The organism is Pseudanabaena sp. UWO310 (assembly GCF_006861605.1).
Taxonomy (GTDB): Bacteria; Cyanobacteriota; Cyanobacteriia; order Pseudanabaenales; family Pseudanabaenaceae; genus Pseudanabaena.
On the sequence record NZ_SELU01000003.1, the window covers coordinates 39,402 to 56,016 of the forward strand.

Below are 16,615 nucleotides of genomic sequence, written 5' to 3' on the forward strand. Positions count from 1 at the left end.
ATTATAAGAAGTTATCGTCACTAATCTCCAATGTAACCTCTCACTCGCCTAAGTGTGTATTGTTTTATGCTTCAAACTGACATCAATCCTGCCGCCTATATCGATTACGCCCTTCTAGATCCATCCGCTAGTCACGAACAAGTTGATCGCGTATGTGAAGAAGCGGATCGCCTAGGATTTGCTAGCGTATGTGTATATCCCTGTAATGTTAAACGTACGACAGAGCGACTTCTCAAAACTAAGGTGGAAATTTGTACGGTGATTGGTTTTCCCAGTGGCGCAACTACATCAAACGTTAAGCTTTATGAAGCGATGGAAGCGGTAGAAAATGGGGCGACGGAATTAGATGTGGTGATTAACTTTGGATGGCTCAAAACGGGACAGACTAATTTATTACATCAAGATATCGCGCAAATTTGTGAGGAGACGGGCAAACCCGTCAAAGCAATTTTAGAGTTAAGTTTGTTAACTGATGATGAGCGAGAACTCGCCGCCGAAGTATGCATGGATGCTGGTGTTGCCTTTTTGAAAACTGGCACGGGCTGGGCGGGAGCTGCCACTGTAGAAATGGTGAAATTTCTTAAAGAAATCTCGCGGGACAAAGTTGGTATTAAAGCTTCAGGGGGGATTCGGACGAGAGAGCAGGCGATCGCCTTAATCGATGCAGGCGCAACACGCATCGGTACATCCCACGCCGTGGCGATCGCCCATACCAAAAATTAATTCAAAACTAATTCAAAACTAATTCAAATACGCCTCTCCCACGAAAGAAATAACATATAGCTGCCGCCAGTCATGTTAGGACAAAAATAAAAACCAGAAGATTGTTGCGGCGCGAAGCGCCGCAACAATCTTCTGGTTTTTATGTCTTATTCCCTTGTAATGACATCAAATTGGCTATATGACTTTTAATTATGCTCAGCACTCAGCCCTATATTTACCCTGTCCTGTTTGTCTGTCAATCCTAAACAATTTGCATGTAAATTCTTGATCCGTAAATCAAGACACTTAAAATAGAAATATAAACATCAAAATCTAAGCTGTGATACCAACTCTTGATGTCAAATATGCTTATTCGATGGCTCTGGGAATGCTAATCGCCTTGACAGGTGTTTCCCTCTGGCAGCGGTTTAATGTTCCCCCCGCCCGCGATATTCCCGAAAACAATGAAGCGACAAAAGTAATTGTTCCTCCCCTACCAGCTACCTTTACTCGTCCTAGTCTCAATGATGGCGAAAATATTGGTAGTCTTCGTGTTGGCAACCGTACGGAGCGATCGGTGCGGATTGTCCTGTTCTCGCGAGTGACCTCTCAGAATGTATGGCAAGCGATCGAACCCCTGAATTGGGACTTTGCCCCCAATGAAGGCGGTAAAGAAGGCTTGTTGCTATCCTTACCAAATTACAAAATTGCGATCGGTAAAGGTGATGTAATTTTTGCCTTTGCTACGGATGGTTCCCGCACCTATTGGGGCCCAAACATAGTCGGTGAAACAGATGCTCCCTTTTGGGACAACCAAAATAAAGAATGGAGTATGGTATTGCAACCTTAAGACAACGTGAATTCAGGATAATTTGAAACAAGATTTGAGAAAGGGTTTGCTACGCAAACCCTTTCTCAAATCCCAGAAGTAAAAGCCTTGCTAAGCAAGGCTTTTACTTCTGGGATTTGAGAATTTGCCAGCTTAACCCGAACTGACGTTAATAATACCAAAGCTCAAAATGGCGTAGCCATTTTGAGCTTTGAAAACCCTTACTGGGGTTGGTGTTTAATTCACGAAAGTGTGACAACACTTTCGTGAATTGGTATAGCTGCCGCCAGTTTTGTTAGGACAAAATCAAAAACCCAAAGAGAGTTGCCGCGTGGAACGCGGCAACTCTCTTTGGGTTTTTATGTCCTGATACAGTTGATAGCAGATATATAAGAGCAACTAAAGCGATAAAAACAAAAAGACTCTCGCTTTGCGAGAGTCTTTTTGTTTTTATCGCTTTAGTTGTCAGTTGGCTCTTTGCGTTTAATTAATGGCTTCGGCACGGGAGGACGGTCTTCGGAGAATTTCGGGCGCGGAGGATAGATCGAACTACTGCCACCATCACCCGTATAGGATGGCTTAAATGGTCGATCGCTATAGGGGCGATCGCTGCCATACTTCCTTGGGGCAAACTTGCCACCGCCACCACTGGGGCGACCCTTCGATTGAGCCCCACGTTTGCCTTTAGAGGGGATAATTCCAATGAATTCCCCATCAATAATGGTCAAAATATCTCCTTGGCGCTGGACGTTCACGCTCCAAAACTGACCCACCGCATCAGTGGGCAATAGTCCTGAGAGTCTAACTTTAAACTTAGTATATTCTTTGGTGACTTTATCTTTTTGCTTGTCAAACTTCTGCTCAGTACGGCGTACTTTAACGATGACAGCATTATCTTCAATAGACTGGCTTGAGATCTCTCCACGTACAGAGAAATAACCATCTTGAATATTAGGATCGACAGGTATATCTGTCTTTCCGAGTTCTACAGGAGCCCACACGCCAGATATCTGTACATGTAACTTACCTGCTTTATCATTGGTTCTAGGATATACAACCCACAAGTATTCGCGATCGCTTTGCAAACGTTTTTTGACAATCGAGATAATTTTGCCAAGTAACACAGCATCAACTTGAGAACCATCGGTCGTCAAGATATGCCCTTTGGCAAAGTTATCTTCATTGGCAATATACTTTCCACTGATTACCCCAATGGCTCTGTACTGAAATGGTTCCGTTGCATCGGGTATTGGCTGCAAACAGACTTTCGTCTCTTGAGACTCTTCAGGGCTTTTATCTATGGTAGGTGGAATCTCCCCAGTCCGATTGGCGATCGGTGTTTTGACCCTTGCCACAGCAGGGATCACCTTAGGAACAGATTTAACTACTTCCTCTTTTTGAGGTACAGACTTAATCTCTTCAGGCTGATTGGCATCTGGAGCCTTTGGAGCAATAACTTTGACAACTTCTAATTTAGGCAAATCTTTAATCGGAGGTTTAGGTGTAACAGATTTTGGTGATCTAATATTTGAATCATCGGATTGGCTGGACTTATTGGTTTTACTCATCTGAACCTCCAGAAAAATAAGCTGTCTAATGCGGACTAGACCTTACTGAGCGATTGCTAGCGAAATATGTCAACCAATCAACAATAAATCATGATTATACAATTAGTACAAAAACGATCCTAGTTGATATCTATCTCAGTCAGACCTGAGATGGTTGCATATTTGAAACCTACCTAAACAAAGTTCCGCAAAAAAATGAAATATTAGGTAGTCCAACGTATCCCCGCACTAATGGGCTGAATAGCTATTTATTTGGGTTTAGCAATGTAGCTAAATTTTACTTTAGCTCCAATACTCTAGCCTTTAGTTAATATGCATATTTGCATATTTTAAATATCCTAACTCAAATAAGCATACACTGTTCTAAGTCTTACCTGCTAATACTTCCCTGAATACTTCATAGAATTTCATAGGGAATAAGTAATGTGAATTCGGGATGATTTGAAACGGGCTTTGAGAAAGGGTTTGCGTGGCAAACCCTTTCTCAAAGCCCCAAAGTCAGCGTTACATGAGCAAACCTTATGTTTTATAGACTTTTTGTTTGATTTGTTTGATTTGTTCGATTTGTTTTTTGTTGGGTTGATTTGCTTTTTCGATCAATTGCTTGACCAATTGTATTAAGGATTTACAAAGGATTTGCGATCCCCACCAAATCAGCGCTTACGATACCTTTGTTCTTAAGTTCAGCAAAAATTGTCTTTACTTTGAGAATGCATCATATTTCGTTCATGGACGTTCATGAATAGAGAGGATTTTATGGCATCTGACAAGCAAAATTTTGGATTGATTGGTTTGGCTGTGATGGGTGAAAACCTCGCTCTAAACATTGAGCGCAATGGGTTTTCGATGAGTGTCTACAATCGAAGTCGTGATAAAACTGATAAGTTTTTAGCGACTCGTGCTGCTGGCAAGGATTTTAAAGGTACTTTTACGATCGCTGATTTTGTTGCTTCCCTAGAGCGTCCCCGCAAAATATTGATCATGGTCAAGGCAGGTGCGCCTGTGGATGCGGTGATCGAGGAATTAAAGCCCTTCTTAGACGAAGGTGACATCATCATCGATGGTGGTAACTCGCTCTATAACGATACCGATCGCCGTACTGTGGAGCTAGAGAAAATCAATCTTAAATTCATTGGTATGGGCGTAAGCGGAGGCGAGGAAGGTGCGCTTAATGGTCCTAGTATGATGCCTGGCGGACAAAAGTCTGCCTATGCGGAAATCGAGCCAATTGTGACTAAAATTGCTGCTCAGGTTGATGATGGAGCCTGCGTTACCTATATTGGCAAAGGTAGTGCGGGGCATTACGTCAAAATGGTGCATAACGGCATTGAATATGGCGATATGCAACTGATTGCCGAGGCCTATGATCTGCTCAGTACGGGTTTAGGATTGAGTGCGGCGGAGTTGCATGACACTTTCACGGCATGGCGCACTTCTGAGCTTGATTCCTATCTGATCGATATTACGGCAGATATTTTTACGAAGGTTGACGATCTGACTGGGGATGCGCTAGTTAATAAAATTCTGGATGCGGCGGGTCAGAAGGGGACGGGGAAATGGACAGTACAAAGTGCCTTTGATTTGGGTGTACCGATCCCTACGATGATTGCGGCGGTAACCGCAAGGGTGATGTCCTCATACAAAGAAGAGCGAGTTGCTGCCTCTAAGGTTCTCAAAAGTTCGACCTCTGGTAAATATGAAGGCGATCGCCAAGAATTTATCGATGCTGTTCGCGATGCGCTTTATTGCTCCAAGATCTGTTCCTACGCTCAAGGCATGGCATTACTTGGGGCAGCTTCGCGCGACTTTGGCTACGACTTAAATCTTGGTGAAATTGCCCGCATTTGGAAAGGTGGTTGTATTATTCGCGCGGCTTTCCTTGACAAGATCAAGCTAGCGTTCCAACGCAATCCCCAGCTATCTAACTTGCTAGTCGATCCCGATTTTAAAGAAACAATTCTGACTAAGGAATCGGCATGGCGTAAGGTGGTAATTGCGGCGGCCCAATTGGGTATTCCGATCCCCGCTTTCAGTGCCTCTCTCGATTATTTCGATAGTTACCGACGCGATCGCCTACCTCAAAACTTGACGCAGGCTCAGCGCGATTACTTCGGCGCTCATACCTACGAGCGTACCGACAAGCCCAGAGGTGAGTTTTTCCACACCGAGTGGATGAAATAATTTTTACTTAAAAAAACAAAAGATAAGTGGCGGCGTGAAGCGCCGCCACTTATCTTTTGTAGCTTTGATTTTGTCCTAACACGAGTGGCGACAGCTATACAAATAAACCAAGCACTCAAGTGCTTGGTTTATTTGTGTAACGTCAGTTCGGGATAATTTGAAACGGGCTTTGAGAAAGGGTTTGCTCCGCAAACCTTTTCTCAAAGCCCAAAAGTAAAAGCCTTGCGTAGCAAGGCTTTTACTTTTGGGCTTTTAAAATTTACCAGCTTAATCCGAGCTGATGTTGCGTAAGTTTTATTTGTTTGGGAAGAAAAACATAGAGCGCATAATGAGACAATTAAATTTTTTCGATTACCATTTTTACGGCAGTTACAAGTAAATCTGGCTGGTCTACCCATACAAAATGACCACTTTGACTTGCTTCAATTTGTAAAAAATCTGTTGATAATTTACTTAACTCTAGGTGCATTTTATCCCGCAACTTATTAATTCCTCGCAAAGGAATCAATCTAGTCCAAAAAGTGGGTTTAAAGAAAGAAGCTGATTTAATGTTAACGATGGGCAATACCCCAACGTTCTTAGCAACGCTTACTTGCTCTGAACTTTTATCTAGACTGGTAATCTCTTGGCTCATCGTGATCCAATGTTTTGGAAGACAAAAAGAGTGCTTCACCCGATCGCGAGATGCTTCGGAAAAGTTTTGTAACTCTGGCTTGATTAATTCAAATATTCTCAATGTTTTTAATAATCGGATAATCCCCAAGGCTGAGCCCAAAATAGACATCACAAAGCCTGACAGAAAAAACAACTTGAGCGCCTTTAGTTGAAAGGGCATATTCAGCATTCCTATCTCATGAAGTCCATCAGTGAAGATGAGACCTAAAACTTTATGAGGAAACAAATGAGCATATAGTCGGATATTGTAACTACCAAAAGAATCGCCTATCAAAATATAGGGTGGCTCGATTTTTGCTTGAGTTAGCATTATATCTAGCTCTTGTACAATTTGCTCGCTCGTGCGAGGATGCGGACTATGGTCGCTCCATCCATATCCTGCGCGATCGTAGATACATACTCGTCCTATTGTGGCTAATTCTTCTATCAGGAGATACCCTTCTACGCCGCCTAAACTATGGTCTAGAACAATTGTCGGCTGGGATGCTCCCAAAGTATACAGATGCAGCCGATATCCACCAACATCAATCAGTTGACCAATTGGCGATCGCCTATTCTCCAAGTAGCTAGAGATTGCTTGATAAAGTGTCGTAAAAACTAGCAGAATAACCAGTATTGATATCGGCATTATCCGCCTCTTGGGGTACTTAATGAGTAAGTAACTTAAGTATTCATCTTATCTTTCTTAAGTAGCTAGGCGCAATTAAATATAGAACCCAAAAGCCTGTGGGGGGAGCTGTGCTCCTCAGATATTTAATCAGGATTTTAATTCTGCTGAGGTACTTATGGCAATCCTAAATGAGTTGAGAGTGGTTTCGACTGTGCACAGCCCTATTTTTCTCATAGATGATTTAGGAATGCTATATGTACTGATCGATATTGCTTAGGATAATAAAAAATAATGGTAGTGCTTTGCGCCATCATTATTTTGGGGATTTAATTTTATTTTTTAAGTATGGAAATACATTTAAACAATGCTTAAAACAACTTTAAATTGCAAATTGGCTGAATATGATAAATTACATATCAACTATTAGTCATATATGGCAATTTATATGAGATTTATCATTAGTTTATTATTGGCTTTCCTACTACTAGGACAACAGTTTAGCTATGCTGATTACCCTATTAAAGGTAAGTTTGTTGCTAATAATTGTGTGGCTTATGCTGGTATTAAAAATCAAAGTGAACCAGTAAGTCTTAAGGCTGGGGAATCCTATAGTGCGACTGGACTAAATAAACAAGATGGAGACTTTGTTGCAATTAAAGTCGATGGGATCAACAAATGGGTTGCCAAAAGTTGTGGCAAACTGAGCTTAAACGATCTCAATGGGGATATTCAGCCTACTGCTATTGCGCCTACTACTAAACCTACAGTAGCTGGCAATAGTAAAGAGGATAGTACCCAGAGTAATCAGAGCTGCCCTATTCAAGGTTGTGCCGATCGGTATTTGCTAGCTTTATCTTGGCAATCATCTTTTTGTCAAACCCACCCCAATAAGACTGAATGCATCAAACAATCACCTACTAGTTATGATGCAACTAATTTTACTTTGCATGGTCTTTGGCCAGATAAGCTTTCCTATTGCGGTGTGAGTTCAGATGACATCAATAGAGACGAAAATGGCAACTGGTCATCTTTGCCCCCTGTACAGACTGATGCTCAAACCCAAGCTGAGTTATCAAAGGTCATGCCAGGTCTCGTATCTAATTTAGATCGCCATGAATGGTACAAACATGGGACTTGTGATGGACGTAATGCAGATACTTACTACGATCTTGCCATTGGTTTAGTAGAAGAATTTAACGCTTCGCAGGTAAGAGATTTGTTTGCGTCTAATATTGGTAAGACTGTTACTCTAACGGATGTAAAACGGGCTTTTGATAGTAGTTTTGGTGATGGCGCTTCGGGTAGCTTAAACTTAAAATGTGGCAAAGAAGACAGTCTTGTGTCTGAAATCAGACTAAAGATCAAGCGTCCTCTGGTTGGTCAAAAGCTAGCTGATGTGTTGGTTCCTAGTGGTGGACTATCTTGCGATCGCGTGATTGTTGACGCTGTTGGTTTGTAATTATTTTAGGACAAAAACAAAACCCAGAAGAGTGTTGCGGCGCGAAGCGCCGCAACACTCTTCTGGGTTTTATGTCTTAACTTATTTGGCTATAGCTATACTTGGTAATCGTCGAGATAAAAGGATCGGTTAATAGCATGGGTAAAGCTCTAGGGACAGAAGTATTAGCAATTGGTTTAATGAGTGGGACATCGGTCGATGGTATCGATGCAGCTTTGGTGGAAATAGTTGATTGCCAAGGTCAATTCAAAACTAAGCTCATTGCAGGATACACCTATCCCTATGCAGCGGATCTGCGGTCGGAAATCCTTGCCGTTTGTGCAGGGGAGCCTCGATCGCTACAACAAATATGCGAACTCGACGATCGCATTGCCGAGAGTTTTTCCCAAGCGGCGATCGCCATCATGCACCATGGCGATCGCTTACCCGATCTAATTGCTTCCCACGGACAAACGGTGTTTCATCGTCCCCCTGCTATGGGCGATCATCAGAATGGTAAAACGGAATTAGGTTACTCCGTACAACTGGGGCGAGGCGCAGTAATAGCTGAATTGACGGGAATTCAAACGATCTCTGATTTTCGGACGGCAGATATCGAAGCAGGCGGACATGGTGCGCCTCTAGTACCCATGGTGGATGCCCTGTTATTGACCGATCCCCACAAATATCGCGCTTGCCAAAATATAGGTGGCATTAGTAATGTCACCTATTTGCCGCCAAGTTCTATAGCTAATATAGAAGCTGATACAGAGCTTGGTTTTAACGCTGGTGGCGTATTTGGCTTTGATAATGCTGTGGGCAATGTATTGATCGATATGGCGACCCAAAAATTATTTGGTGAACCCTTTGATCGCGATGGGGCGATCGCCCGTCAGGGGAAGCCAGATTTAGTATTGATTGATCGATGGCTACAACAAGAATTTTTTGTGACTGCACCGCCAAAATCGACGGGGAGAGAGTTATTTAGCCCTGCCTATTTAGACAATTGTTTAGCGGAATGCCAAAATTTAAGCAATTACGATATTATGGCGACGCTGACAGAATTTACGGTCCGAGCGATCGCCAAAAGCTATCGAGATTTCCTACCCACATTTCCTGATGAAGTTTTAGTTGGTGGTGGTGGTGGACGCAATGGTTACCTGCTGGAGCGTTTACAGGATTTGTTAGCACCTGCGATGGTTATGCGTACCGATGCCCTAGGGCTTGATGGTGATAGTAAAGAGGCGATCGCTTTTGCTGTTTTAGGCTACCTGCGACTGAAAGAGCGCAATGGTAATTTACCTAGCGTCACTGGTGCGAAGCGATCGGTTTTATTGGGTAAGATCGCCTAAGCATAAATAAAGAGAGGGTGCAAAGCACCCTCTCTTTATTTATGTGATTTATGTAGTTTTTTATGAAGCTTTAAACTTCTTCTTCTTCATCGCCAGTAATGATCGCTTCATCTTCGACATAGGCTTCTGCTTCTTCGGCAGAGATTTCATATTCGATATCTTCGATATCGCCATGACGACCTTCATAGATAGCATCGGCAAGCTTACCGACGATCAACTTGATCGAGCGAATTGCATCATCGTTGGCAGGAATCCCGATGTCAACACTATCGGGATCGCAGTTGGTGTCAAGCAATGAAACGATGGGAATTCTGAGCTTTTGGCATTCTTGAACGGCATTGTATTCGCGCTTATGGTCAACCACGATCACGATGTCGGGGGGCTTACGCATAAGCTTGATCCCGCCGAGATACTTGCGCAGTTTTTCCATTTCACGGCGAAGGGTCGATGCTTCCTTCTTAGGCAAGCGATCAAGTGCGCCACTTTCGTCGCGACGTTCGAGATCCTTGAGGCGATCGACACGGGTCTTAATGGTCGTCCAGTTGGTGAGCATTCCACCCAACCAGCGTTGGTTGATGTAGTAGCTACCACAGCGAGCCGCTTCCTGAGCGATGAGACCAGCAGCTTGACGCTTAGTGCCTACAAATAATACCTTTTTACCTTGCTCAGAAGCTTGACGCAAATAAGCATAGGCTTCTTCGAGGTACTGTGCGGTTTGCACGAGGTCAATAATATGAACGCCATTACGCTCGGTGAAGATGTAAGGCTCCATCTTGGGGTTCCAGCGACGGGTTTGATGTCCGAAGTGAACTCCTGACTCTAGCAATTGTGCTAGGGTTACGACTCCCATTTAAATTTTCTCCTGTGTTCGGGTTTATCCTTGCGCCTGAGATGGAATCTAGTAGTTACAAGTAACTCTAAACACCCGAAACCTCAAGCGTGTGTTTTTTAACAGCTTGTCTAGGATAGCGCATAAGTGGCTCAATAGCAAAATAACGATATATAGCTGTCGAAACCCCAAGAATTGACTGGCGGTGCGAAGCACCGCCAGTCAATTCTTTTATCTATAAATGGACTACCAAAATAAGCGTATGGGTAATTCAGGACAAAAGTCTAATTGGTTACCTTTTAACTCTCCATCAAAACCAATCTCCATACAATAATCTTTGCCTTCTCTTATGGTGAGAATATTGCTATCAATCACCGCTTGAAATTCTGGTGAAATATTATTTGCCGTAGGACTAACCATTCCTAACCGAGTTATTTCACGCAAACCATTGCGGTGCTCTAGGGGCTGGGCTTTCTCGGGAGGATATTGATCTGGACGTTTCCCAAAAGGAGTCTGGAAAAGCAAGGGCTCATTTAATAAATTACTGTTTGTGCCTACAACAATACTCATAGTCTCAGGCAAATAGGGTGGATGATATGCCCAATGAGAAAATGGCAAGGTTCTATTGTTTGCTGCTACTGACCGCAAGCAGATTCCAAAAGGACAGGTAGAGTGACGATATGCCCATCTTTCCCCAAGCCCAGTGCGTCGAATTGACTCAGATTCAGCCTCTTTTAAATTATGCACCCACAGCATTTCAATCATCGCATTGCGAAAAAAAAACGACGGTTGGCTGTGCCTTGTCCTGAATGTATGCTAGCTGACCCTTCTGTGAATCCAAAGGATACTAAACGATCTGCTTCCCAAGCATTTATATCAGTACAGATAAAAAAATGGTCAAGTTCAAACGCCATATAACTAAATGCAACGAGCGATCTCTACATATTCCCCCAGCAAAATATAAGACCCGCATTGCGAGTCTTATAACCTTAACGGCGATGGTTGCGTCTTGAGTTACTTCTTACGGGTATAGGAATCAACTCTGGTTGGGGTTGATTTTGACCCAATAGGGCTTCCAGAACGCGATTTAGAATTTCGCCGATCTCTTTCAGTGCTTTCTTGATCGCTTTCACTATACTTGGCTCCCTATCATCGTCTAGGTTTATTTACCCAATCATAACAAATCTTTTCCTAAACAAATCTAAAGCTGACATTACAGTTGCTTTTCTAATCCAATTTCTACCTCTAGAGGGACTAAAACGCAACTCGATCGCCTCGACTTTGCCATCGGGGTGGGCGATCCCCACATAAACTAAGCCTACAGGTTTAGCGTCTGTCCCCCCACTTGGTCCAGCGATCCCTGTGATACTAATTCCCCAATCAGAATGCAATTTGGTTTTAACACCGATCGCCATTTGCTGGGCAACGATCTCACTTACCGCCCCATATTGCTCGAGTGCTTGAGGCTCGACATTGAGTAAATCAACTTTGACATCATTGCTATAACTGATCACACCGCCAAGGAAGTAACTGGAACTGCCTGAGACCTCGGTTAAAGTTTCCCCAAGCCAGCCACCTGTGCAGGACTCAGCTACCGCTAAGGTCTGACCAGATGTTTGCAAAAGTCTGCCAGCCACCGTCGCTAGTGTATCTTCATCAGCACCATAGCAAAACTCACCTGTCAGTTCGAGAATTTCCGCCTCAACGGGAGCAATTAAAGCGATCGCTTCCTCCTGAGAATTTGCCCTTGCCGTAATTCTCAGTCTTGCCTGTCCGTAATTAGCATAGGGAGCAACGGTAGGATTTTGAAGCGCGAATAAGTGATTAACTTTCGTAGCAAGCGCTGACTCAGCAATTCCCCAATACAACAATACTTTGGAGTGAAATGTGCCATTTCCGTAGTTACGCGCTTTTAACAATGGAGAAGCGGTTTGCTGCCACATGGGATAAAGCTCGCTGGGAACCCCAGGAAAAGTCAAAATCAACAAGTTTGGTCTTGCTTCCCAGACCATGCCTGGAGCTGTGCCCACGGGATTCGGTAGAATATCTGCTCCCTTAGGTAGCAAGGCTTGTTTGCGATTGTTGGCGGTAAGCGTTCGACCCGTTTGGGCTGCCATCTCTTGAATACGTTCCCAGATCTCAGGACGTTCTTCTAGGGGAGTATCAAAAAAATTCGCGATCGCTTCCGTAGTGAGATCGTCAGGTGTAGGTCCCAACCCACCCGTAGTAATAATTAAATTAGAGCGACTGGCGGCGATCGCTAAGGCCTGATGAATGCGATCGGGATTATCCCCGACCACTGTTTGATAAAAATGAGGGACTCCCAGCAAAGCTAGTTGCTGTGCTAAATACTGAGCATTACTATTGAGGATTTCTCCGAGCAATAGCTCAGTACCAATACAAAGAACTTCTGCACCGACATTCATAGGTTCGCTCCCAATCGTAAATTGCACAAATTACACAAATTAAAATAAAGGGGGCGCTAAGCGCCCCCTTTATTTTAATTATTTATCTCGCGCCGCTTTGGCTTTTCCACGTCAATCCGAGGACGCTCAACCTTTTCCTTCGGTTCGCTTTGCCCATCACGATCAGTTTGGCGATCTTGATAGCCGTCAGAATTTACATTGGGGGTAGGATCGAAAACTTCAAATCTGGCATTATGCCCAGCTTCTTCGGCAGTAGTCATAACCACTGTCCGAATTGCTTGGATCATTCGTCCCCCTTTACCAAAAATTCGCCCCCGATCTTCTGGATCGAAAGCAACTCTAATCCAGACGCGATCGCTTTTGCTATTTGACTCAAAATCTACCCGCAAGGCATCTGGACGAGCTAGTAATGGCTTCAGCAAAAAACTAATTAAGGCATTGTAGTCTGGCACAAGTTTAAATTGGCAGATATTTAGAATTAGGCAGTAACGAGATCGAATACCTTAGCTTTTTCAAGGATGCGACGTACTGTATCCGTAGGTTGAGCGCCTTGCTTAATGCGAGTAACGATCTCAGGTACATCGAGTTGGGTTTCTTTGGTGCGTGGGTTATAGAAACCAAGCTCAGCAAGGGGGCGACCATCACGGCGGCTGGTGCTGTTTACGGCGACGATACGATAGCTGGCTTCAAATTTTTTGCCAAATCGCTTTAGTCTCAACTTCATCATGGGTTTATGGCTCTAGTTTTAGGGGTGATCCAGTTCAATATTTTAGCAGGCTTATTAATATAACATTATTTAGATAACCTTGTCTCGTTTGGTTAAGAGCTTTTTACGAAGAACTTTTTTCAAGGTTCTAAACAAGGTACTAATTTTCAATCGGGACTTTTACTTCATTACTATCGAGAAGGTTTTCAGCAATGTTTAGAAATGTGCGATCGCCACACATAGATCGCAATTTATCAACAAACAGTGAAGTCTCAGCTAGCAAAGTCATATTTTCGTAAGCCGATCGATAAACCTCAGAATACTCAGATTCAGCAACTACAGGATAGACCTTGGCAGGTTCAGAAGTCCCTGAAGGAGAGCTTAAACGACTAGGGTATCTTAGAGGCTTAGGTTCAGCGATCGGAGCAGCTTGAGTTGTGGGTTGGATTTTAACTGCTCCCAGCATTGACCGACGTGGAAAGGGCATAGGCTCAGCAGATGCTTCGTTTGTTTTAAATGGGGGGATTTCTGAAATCGCAGTTTCACGATTTGCCGTTCTTGGAGGCGTATAAAAAATCCGATCTTCGTAAATTACAGCTACATCACCACAAACCAATCGCTCAAACTCGCGATTGTAGCGACAATTGGGTTCCCCTTTACGTTCCCAAAGATGCAGAATTTGATTAACAGAGACAGCCTTATATCTTCCTTGAAATAGAGATTCAATTACCGCCTGACGCACCCATTCAGGTCGAAAATTCCCCCAAGCACGAGTCAAATCATTGATGGTATACCCACCCAAATCGAAACTATAATGCTGCAAAAGGGCGATCGCTATTTCCATTAGGGCGACAATATTTCAAGTTATGTATCACTATCCTACATTTAAAAGCAAGAAATGTGAAGATCCGCAAGCCCTACCCAGTGAATTGGTATAGCTGCCGCCAGTTTTGTTATGACAAAATCAAAACCCCAAAGAGAGTTGCCGCGCGGAGCGCGGCAACTCTCTTTGGGGTTTTATGTCCTGATACAGTTGGCGGCAGCTATGGTAGATATAGCTAATGAAAAAACGGACTAGTTATGTATAACTAGCCCGTTAATTTGCATAATTAGATAGCAAGATTATGCCTCTTACTGCAAGACGAGTTTAACGTTGGCATTGCTTAGCCCAGGACGCTTTACTTCAGTCAAAGCCTTGTTCACAGCATACTTTTGATTGATCGAATTGATCAACTCGGTCTGGTTGTGCTTTTTGGCAACGCCCCAGAGATCGGCGATCAGATCGAAAGAGCCATCAGTATTACGAGACCAACCCAAATCATAGTCACCTTCTAAAGTAGCCACAATGTCGGCACGGATGCGTTGGCTGTTATAACCACGAACATCAGCTTCAGTCTTGACAGTGATACCCAGATCGCGCAAAGACGACTTGAGGACTTCGGCATCAGTAATTTTTGTGCGAAGAGTGCTGAAATGAGACATAATAGTTTTGCTCCTGTAAATAAATGTGAACTCAACTGTTAACTCAGGCGAGAGACATAAGAGTTTTGGTGGTTCTTACTCCTATGTTAGCTGCTAGATCGATTGCCTTTCAATAAGACATTCTTTAGAATCTAGCCTTAACCCTGCTGCCGACAAAACAGCAGGATAAGCTTTTTAAAACTCCATACGCTGATATTCAGCGACTGAAGTAGCTGCGGGTCTTGCCCGCATTCTTGCCCAGTCACGCAGAGCAGCAACCTGCTCAGTCATCGTGCGTGAGAGAGGAGTTGTCGATTTTACAGCCGAAATGATATCTAGCTGTGTAAACTCCCGATCTTGGGCAAAAGCTTCATACATAGCGGCAATTACCGCCTGTTCAATTTCCGCCCCCGAAAAACCATCGCTTACCTTTGATAGTTGTTCAAAATCAAACCTTTCTAACTTTTCGACATCAGGACGACGCTTGCAAAGGTGAATTTTAAAGATGTCTCGGCGTTCCTCAGCATTGGGTAAGTCTACAAAGAATAACTCGTCAAAACGACCTTTGCGTAAGAATTCCCCTGGAAGCTTTTCGATCCGATTAGCCGTAGCCATAACGAATACAGGTGATTTTTTCTCTTGCATCCATGTAAGGAACGTGCCAAATATTCGCGATGATGTGCCACCATCCGAATCCGCCGAACCCGCTCCACCAGCAAAAGCTTTGTCAAGTTCGTCAATAAATAGGATCATTGGCGAGATTGATTCTGCAACCTTTAAAGCATTGCGTAGATTTGCTTCTGACTTGCCAACGGTGGAACCATCATAAACCCTTCCCATATCGAGACGAATTAAGGGTAATGACCAGAGTCTAGCTGTCGTCTTCGCAATCAGTGACTTTCCACAGCCAGGGACACCGAGAATCAACATCCCTTTAGGTTGGGGTAGTCCATAGTTACGCGCTCTCTGACTAAAAGCATTGGAACGCTGTTGCAACCAGTGTTTTAGTTCTTCAAGTCCCCCTACTGCTTCTAGGTCTTCTTCATCTTCGATATATTCGAGGATTCCATTTCGACGAATCAATTGCTGCTTTTCAGAAAGGACGATATCGACTTCTTCTTCAGTTAATTTACCATTGGTAACCTGAGCTTTGCGATAGACCTTTTCAGCTTCATCTTGGGTTAAGCCTAAGGTGGCTCTAACCAACTTTTCGCGGGTTTCGGCTGACACCTTTTTAGTGCGAACCTGTCCGAGCTGTTGATCGAGAACCTCTTCGATCGCTTTAATATCTGGCAGAGGAAAGTCAAGAACAACGATCTCTTTCTCTAATTCAACAGGGATAACTTGGATTGGCGACATCAAAATAATAGTTTTTTGAGTGCCTTTAAAGTTAGCTACTGCATCACGCAAGCAACGAACAATCACTGGATGGTCGAAAAAAGGATGTGCATCTTTAAAAACATAGATGGCTGGATCCTTTTGATCGGCTCTTGTGATCCATTTTAGGGCTGCTTCGGCTGACTCAGTGTTGTGCTGGGCAGTGCCTGTTGTTTGTCCGTACTCGACTATGCCATGGGTAACTGTCCATGTAAACATGCGACGTACGGGTTTTATCTGAGAAATAGTAGCGATCGCCCTTTCTGCTCTTTCTTCCTCTGGCGTATTGAGGTAGATCAAGGGATATTGGGCTTGAATTAAAATGCTAAGTTGCTCTTGCATATAGTAATACTGAGGTCTATGCCTCTGTCCTCACCTTGTCTACAGAAAAAATGTCTAGGAATAGTTTGGGTATATAAGTAGCTAATTCAAAGCTGATCAAGGCTGATTTAACAAGCTGA

At 43.5% G+C, this 16,615-nt stretch carries 16 protein-coding genes; 5 read left to right on the plus strand and 11 right to left on the minus strand.

Annotated elements, in window-relative coordinates:
- Positions 1-66 precede the first annotated feature (66 nt).
- Both deoC and PseudUWO310_RS01875 read left to right on the plus strand, forming a co-directional pair.
- Positions 67-723, plus strand: a complete 657-nt coding sequence (gene deoC / locus PseudUWO310_RS01870; RefSeq protein ID WP_009628707.1) for a deoxyribose-phosphate aldolase — start codon at positions 67-69, stop codon at positions 721-723.
- A 319-nt stretch (positions 724-1,042) separates the two neighbouring features.
- Positions 1,043-1,552, plus strand: coding sequence for a hypothetical protein (locus tag PseudUWO310_RS01875; protein WP_142598535.1), 510 nt, complete (start codon positions 1,043-1,045; stop codon positions 1,550-1,552).
- Positions 1,553-1,989: 437 nt separating this feature from the next.
- Here PseudUWO310_RS01875 and PseudUWO310_RS01880 read toward each other — a convergent pair whose 3' ends face one another.
- Complete coding sequence (locus PseudUWO310_RS01880; RefSeq protein WP_142598537.1) at positions 1,990-3,099, minus strand: hypothetical protein; 1,110 nt, start codon at positions 3,097-3,099, stop codon at positions 1,990-1,992.
- A 756-nt stretch (positions 3,100-3,855) separates the two neighbouring features.
- Here PseudUWO310_RS01880 and gnd point away from each other — a divergent pair.
- Positions 3,856-5,280 (plus strand): decarboxylating NADP(+)-dependent phosphogluconate dehydrogenase, encoded by a 1,425-nt coding sequence (gene gnd / locus PseudUWO310_RS01885; RefSeq protein WP_142598539.1) that lies wholly within the window; start codon positions 3,856-3,858, stop codon positions 5,278-5,280.
- Positions 5,281-5,617: 337 nt separating this feature from the next.
- On the opposite strand, the gene PseudUWO310_RS01890 is transcribed toward gnd, so the two are convergent.
- Positions 5,618-6,583: an alpha/beta fold hydrolase gene (locus PseudUWO310_RS01890; protein WP_142598541.1), complete on the minus strand. Its 966-nt coding sequence runs from the start codon at positions 6,581-6,583 to the stop codon at positions 5,618-5,620.
- Positions 6,584-7,010: 427 nt separating this feature from the next.
- Between PseudUWO310_RS01890 and PseudUWO310_RS01895 the strand changes: the two genes are divergently transcribed.
- Together PseudUWO310_RS01895 and PseudUWO310_RS01900 are read left to right on the plus strand one after the other, a co-directional pair.
- Positions 7,011-8,024: a ribonuclease T2 gene (locus tag PseudUWO310_RS01895; protein ID WP_142598543.1), complete on the plus strand. Its 1,014-nt coding sequence runs from the start codon at positions 7,011-7,013 to the stop codon at positions 8,022-8,024.
- Between the two features lie 137 nt (positions 8,025-8,161).
- The gene (locus PseudUWO310_RS01900; RefSeq protein WP_142598545.1) at positions 8,162-9,355 is read left to right on the plus strand and encodes an anhydro-N-acetylmuramic acid kinase; all 1,194 of its coding nucleotides are present in this window, start codon (positions 8,162-8,164) and stop codon (positions 9,353-9,355) included.
- Positions 9,356-9,425: 70 nt separating this feature from the next.
- Here PseudUWO310_RS01900 and rpsB read toward each other — a convergent pair whose 3' ends face one another.
- From rpsB to PseudUWO310_RS01940, 9 genes are all read right to left on the minus strand, one after another.
- Positions 9,426-10,205, minus strand: coding sequence for a 30S ribosomal protein S2 (rpsB, locus tag PseudUWO310_RS01905; RefSeq protein ID WP_009629489.1), 780 nt, complete (start codon positions 10,203-10,205; stop codon positions 9,426-9,428).
- Positions 10,206-10,430: 225 nt separating this feature from the next.
- Positions 10,431-10,949 (minus strand): hypothetical protein, encoded by a 519-nt coding sequence (locus tag PseudUWO310_RS01910; RefSeq protein WP_142598547.1) that lies wholly within the window; start codon positions 10,947-10,949, stop codon positions 10,431-10,433.
- Between the two features lie 224 nt (positions 10,950-11,173).
- Complete coding sequence (locus PseudUWO310_RS22685) at positions 11,174-11,317, minus strand: hypothetical protein (protein ID WP_190315874.1); 144 nt, start codon at positions 11,315-11,317, stop codon at positions 11,174-11,176.
- A 33-nt stretch (positions 11,318-11,350) separates the two neighbouring features.
- Positions 11,351-12,610, minus strand: coding sequence for a competence/damage-inducible protein A (locus tag PseudUWO310_RS01915; RefSeq protein WP_142598549.1), 1,260 nt, complete (start codon positions 12,608-12,610; stop codon positions 11,351-11,353).
- Between the two features lie 74 nt (positions 12,611-12,684).
- Positions 12,685-13,062 carry a KH domain-containing protein gene (locus PseudUWO310_RS01920; protein WP_142598551.1) on the minus strand — a complete coding sequence of 126 codons (378 nt, stop codon included), beginning with the start codon at positions 13,060-13,062 and terminating at the stop codon, positions 12,685-12,687.
- Positions 13,063-13,088: 26 nt separating this feature from the next.
- Positions 13,089-13,337, minus strand: coding sequence for a 30S ribosomal protein S16 (rpsP, locus tag PseudUWO310_RS01925; RefSeq protein ID WP_009625435.1), 249 nt, complete (start codon positions 13,335-13,337; stop codon positions 13,089-13,091).
- Between the two features lie 139 nt (positions 13,338-13,476).
- Positions 13,477-14,160, minus strand: a complete 684-nt coding sequence (locus PseudUWO310_RS01930) for a hypothetical protein (protein ID WP_142598553.1) — start codon at positions 14,158-14,160, stop codon at positions 13,477-13,479.
- Between the two features lie 287 nt (positions 14,161-14,447).
- A complete protein-coding gene (locus PseudUWO310_RS01935; RefSeq protein WP_009625432.1) occupies positions 14,448-14,798 on the minus strand; it encodes a DUF1257 domain-containing protein in 351 nt (116 codons plus the stop codon).
- 174 nt (positions 14,799-14,972) lie between these two features.
- Positions 14,973-16,496, minus strand: a complete 1,524-nt coding sequence (locus PseudUWO310_RS01940) for an AAA family ATPase (protein WP_055075114.1) — start codon at positions 16,494-16,496, stop codon at positions 14,973-14,975.
- Positions 16,497-16,615: the final 119 nt, after the last annotated feature.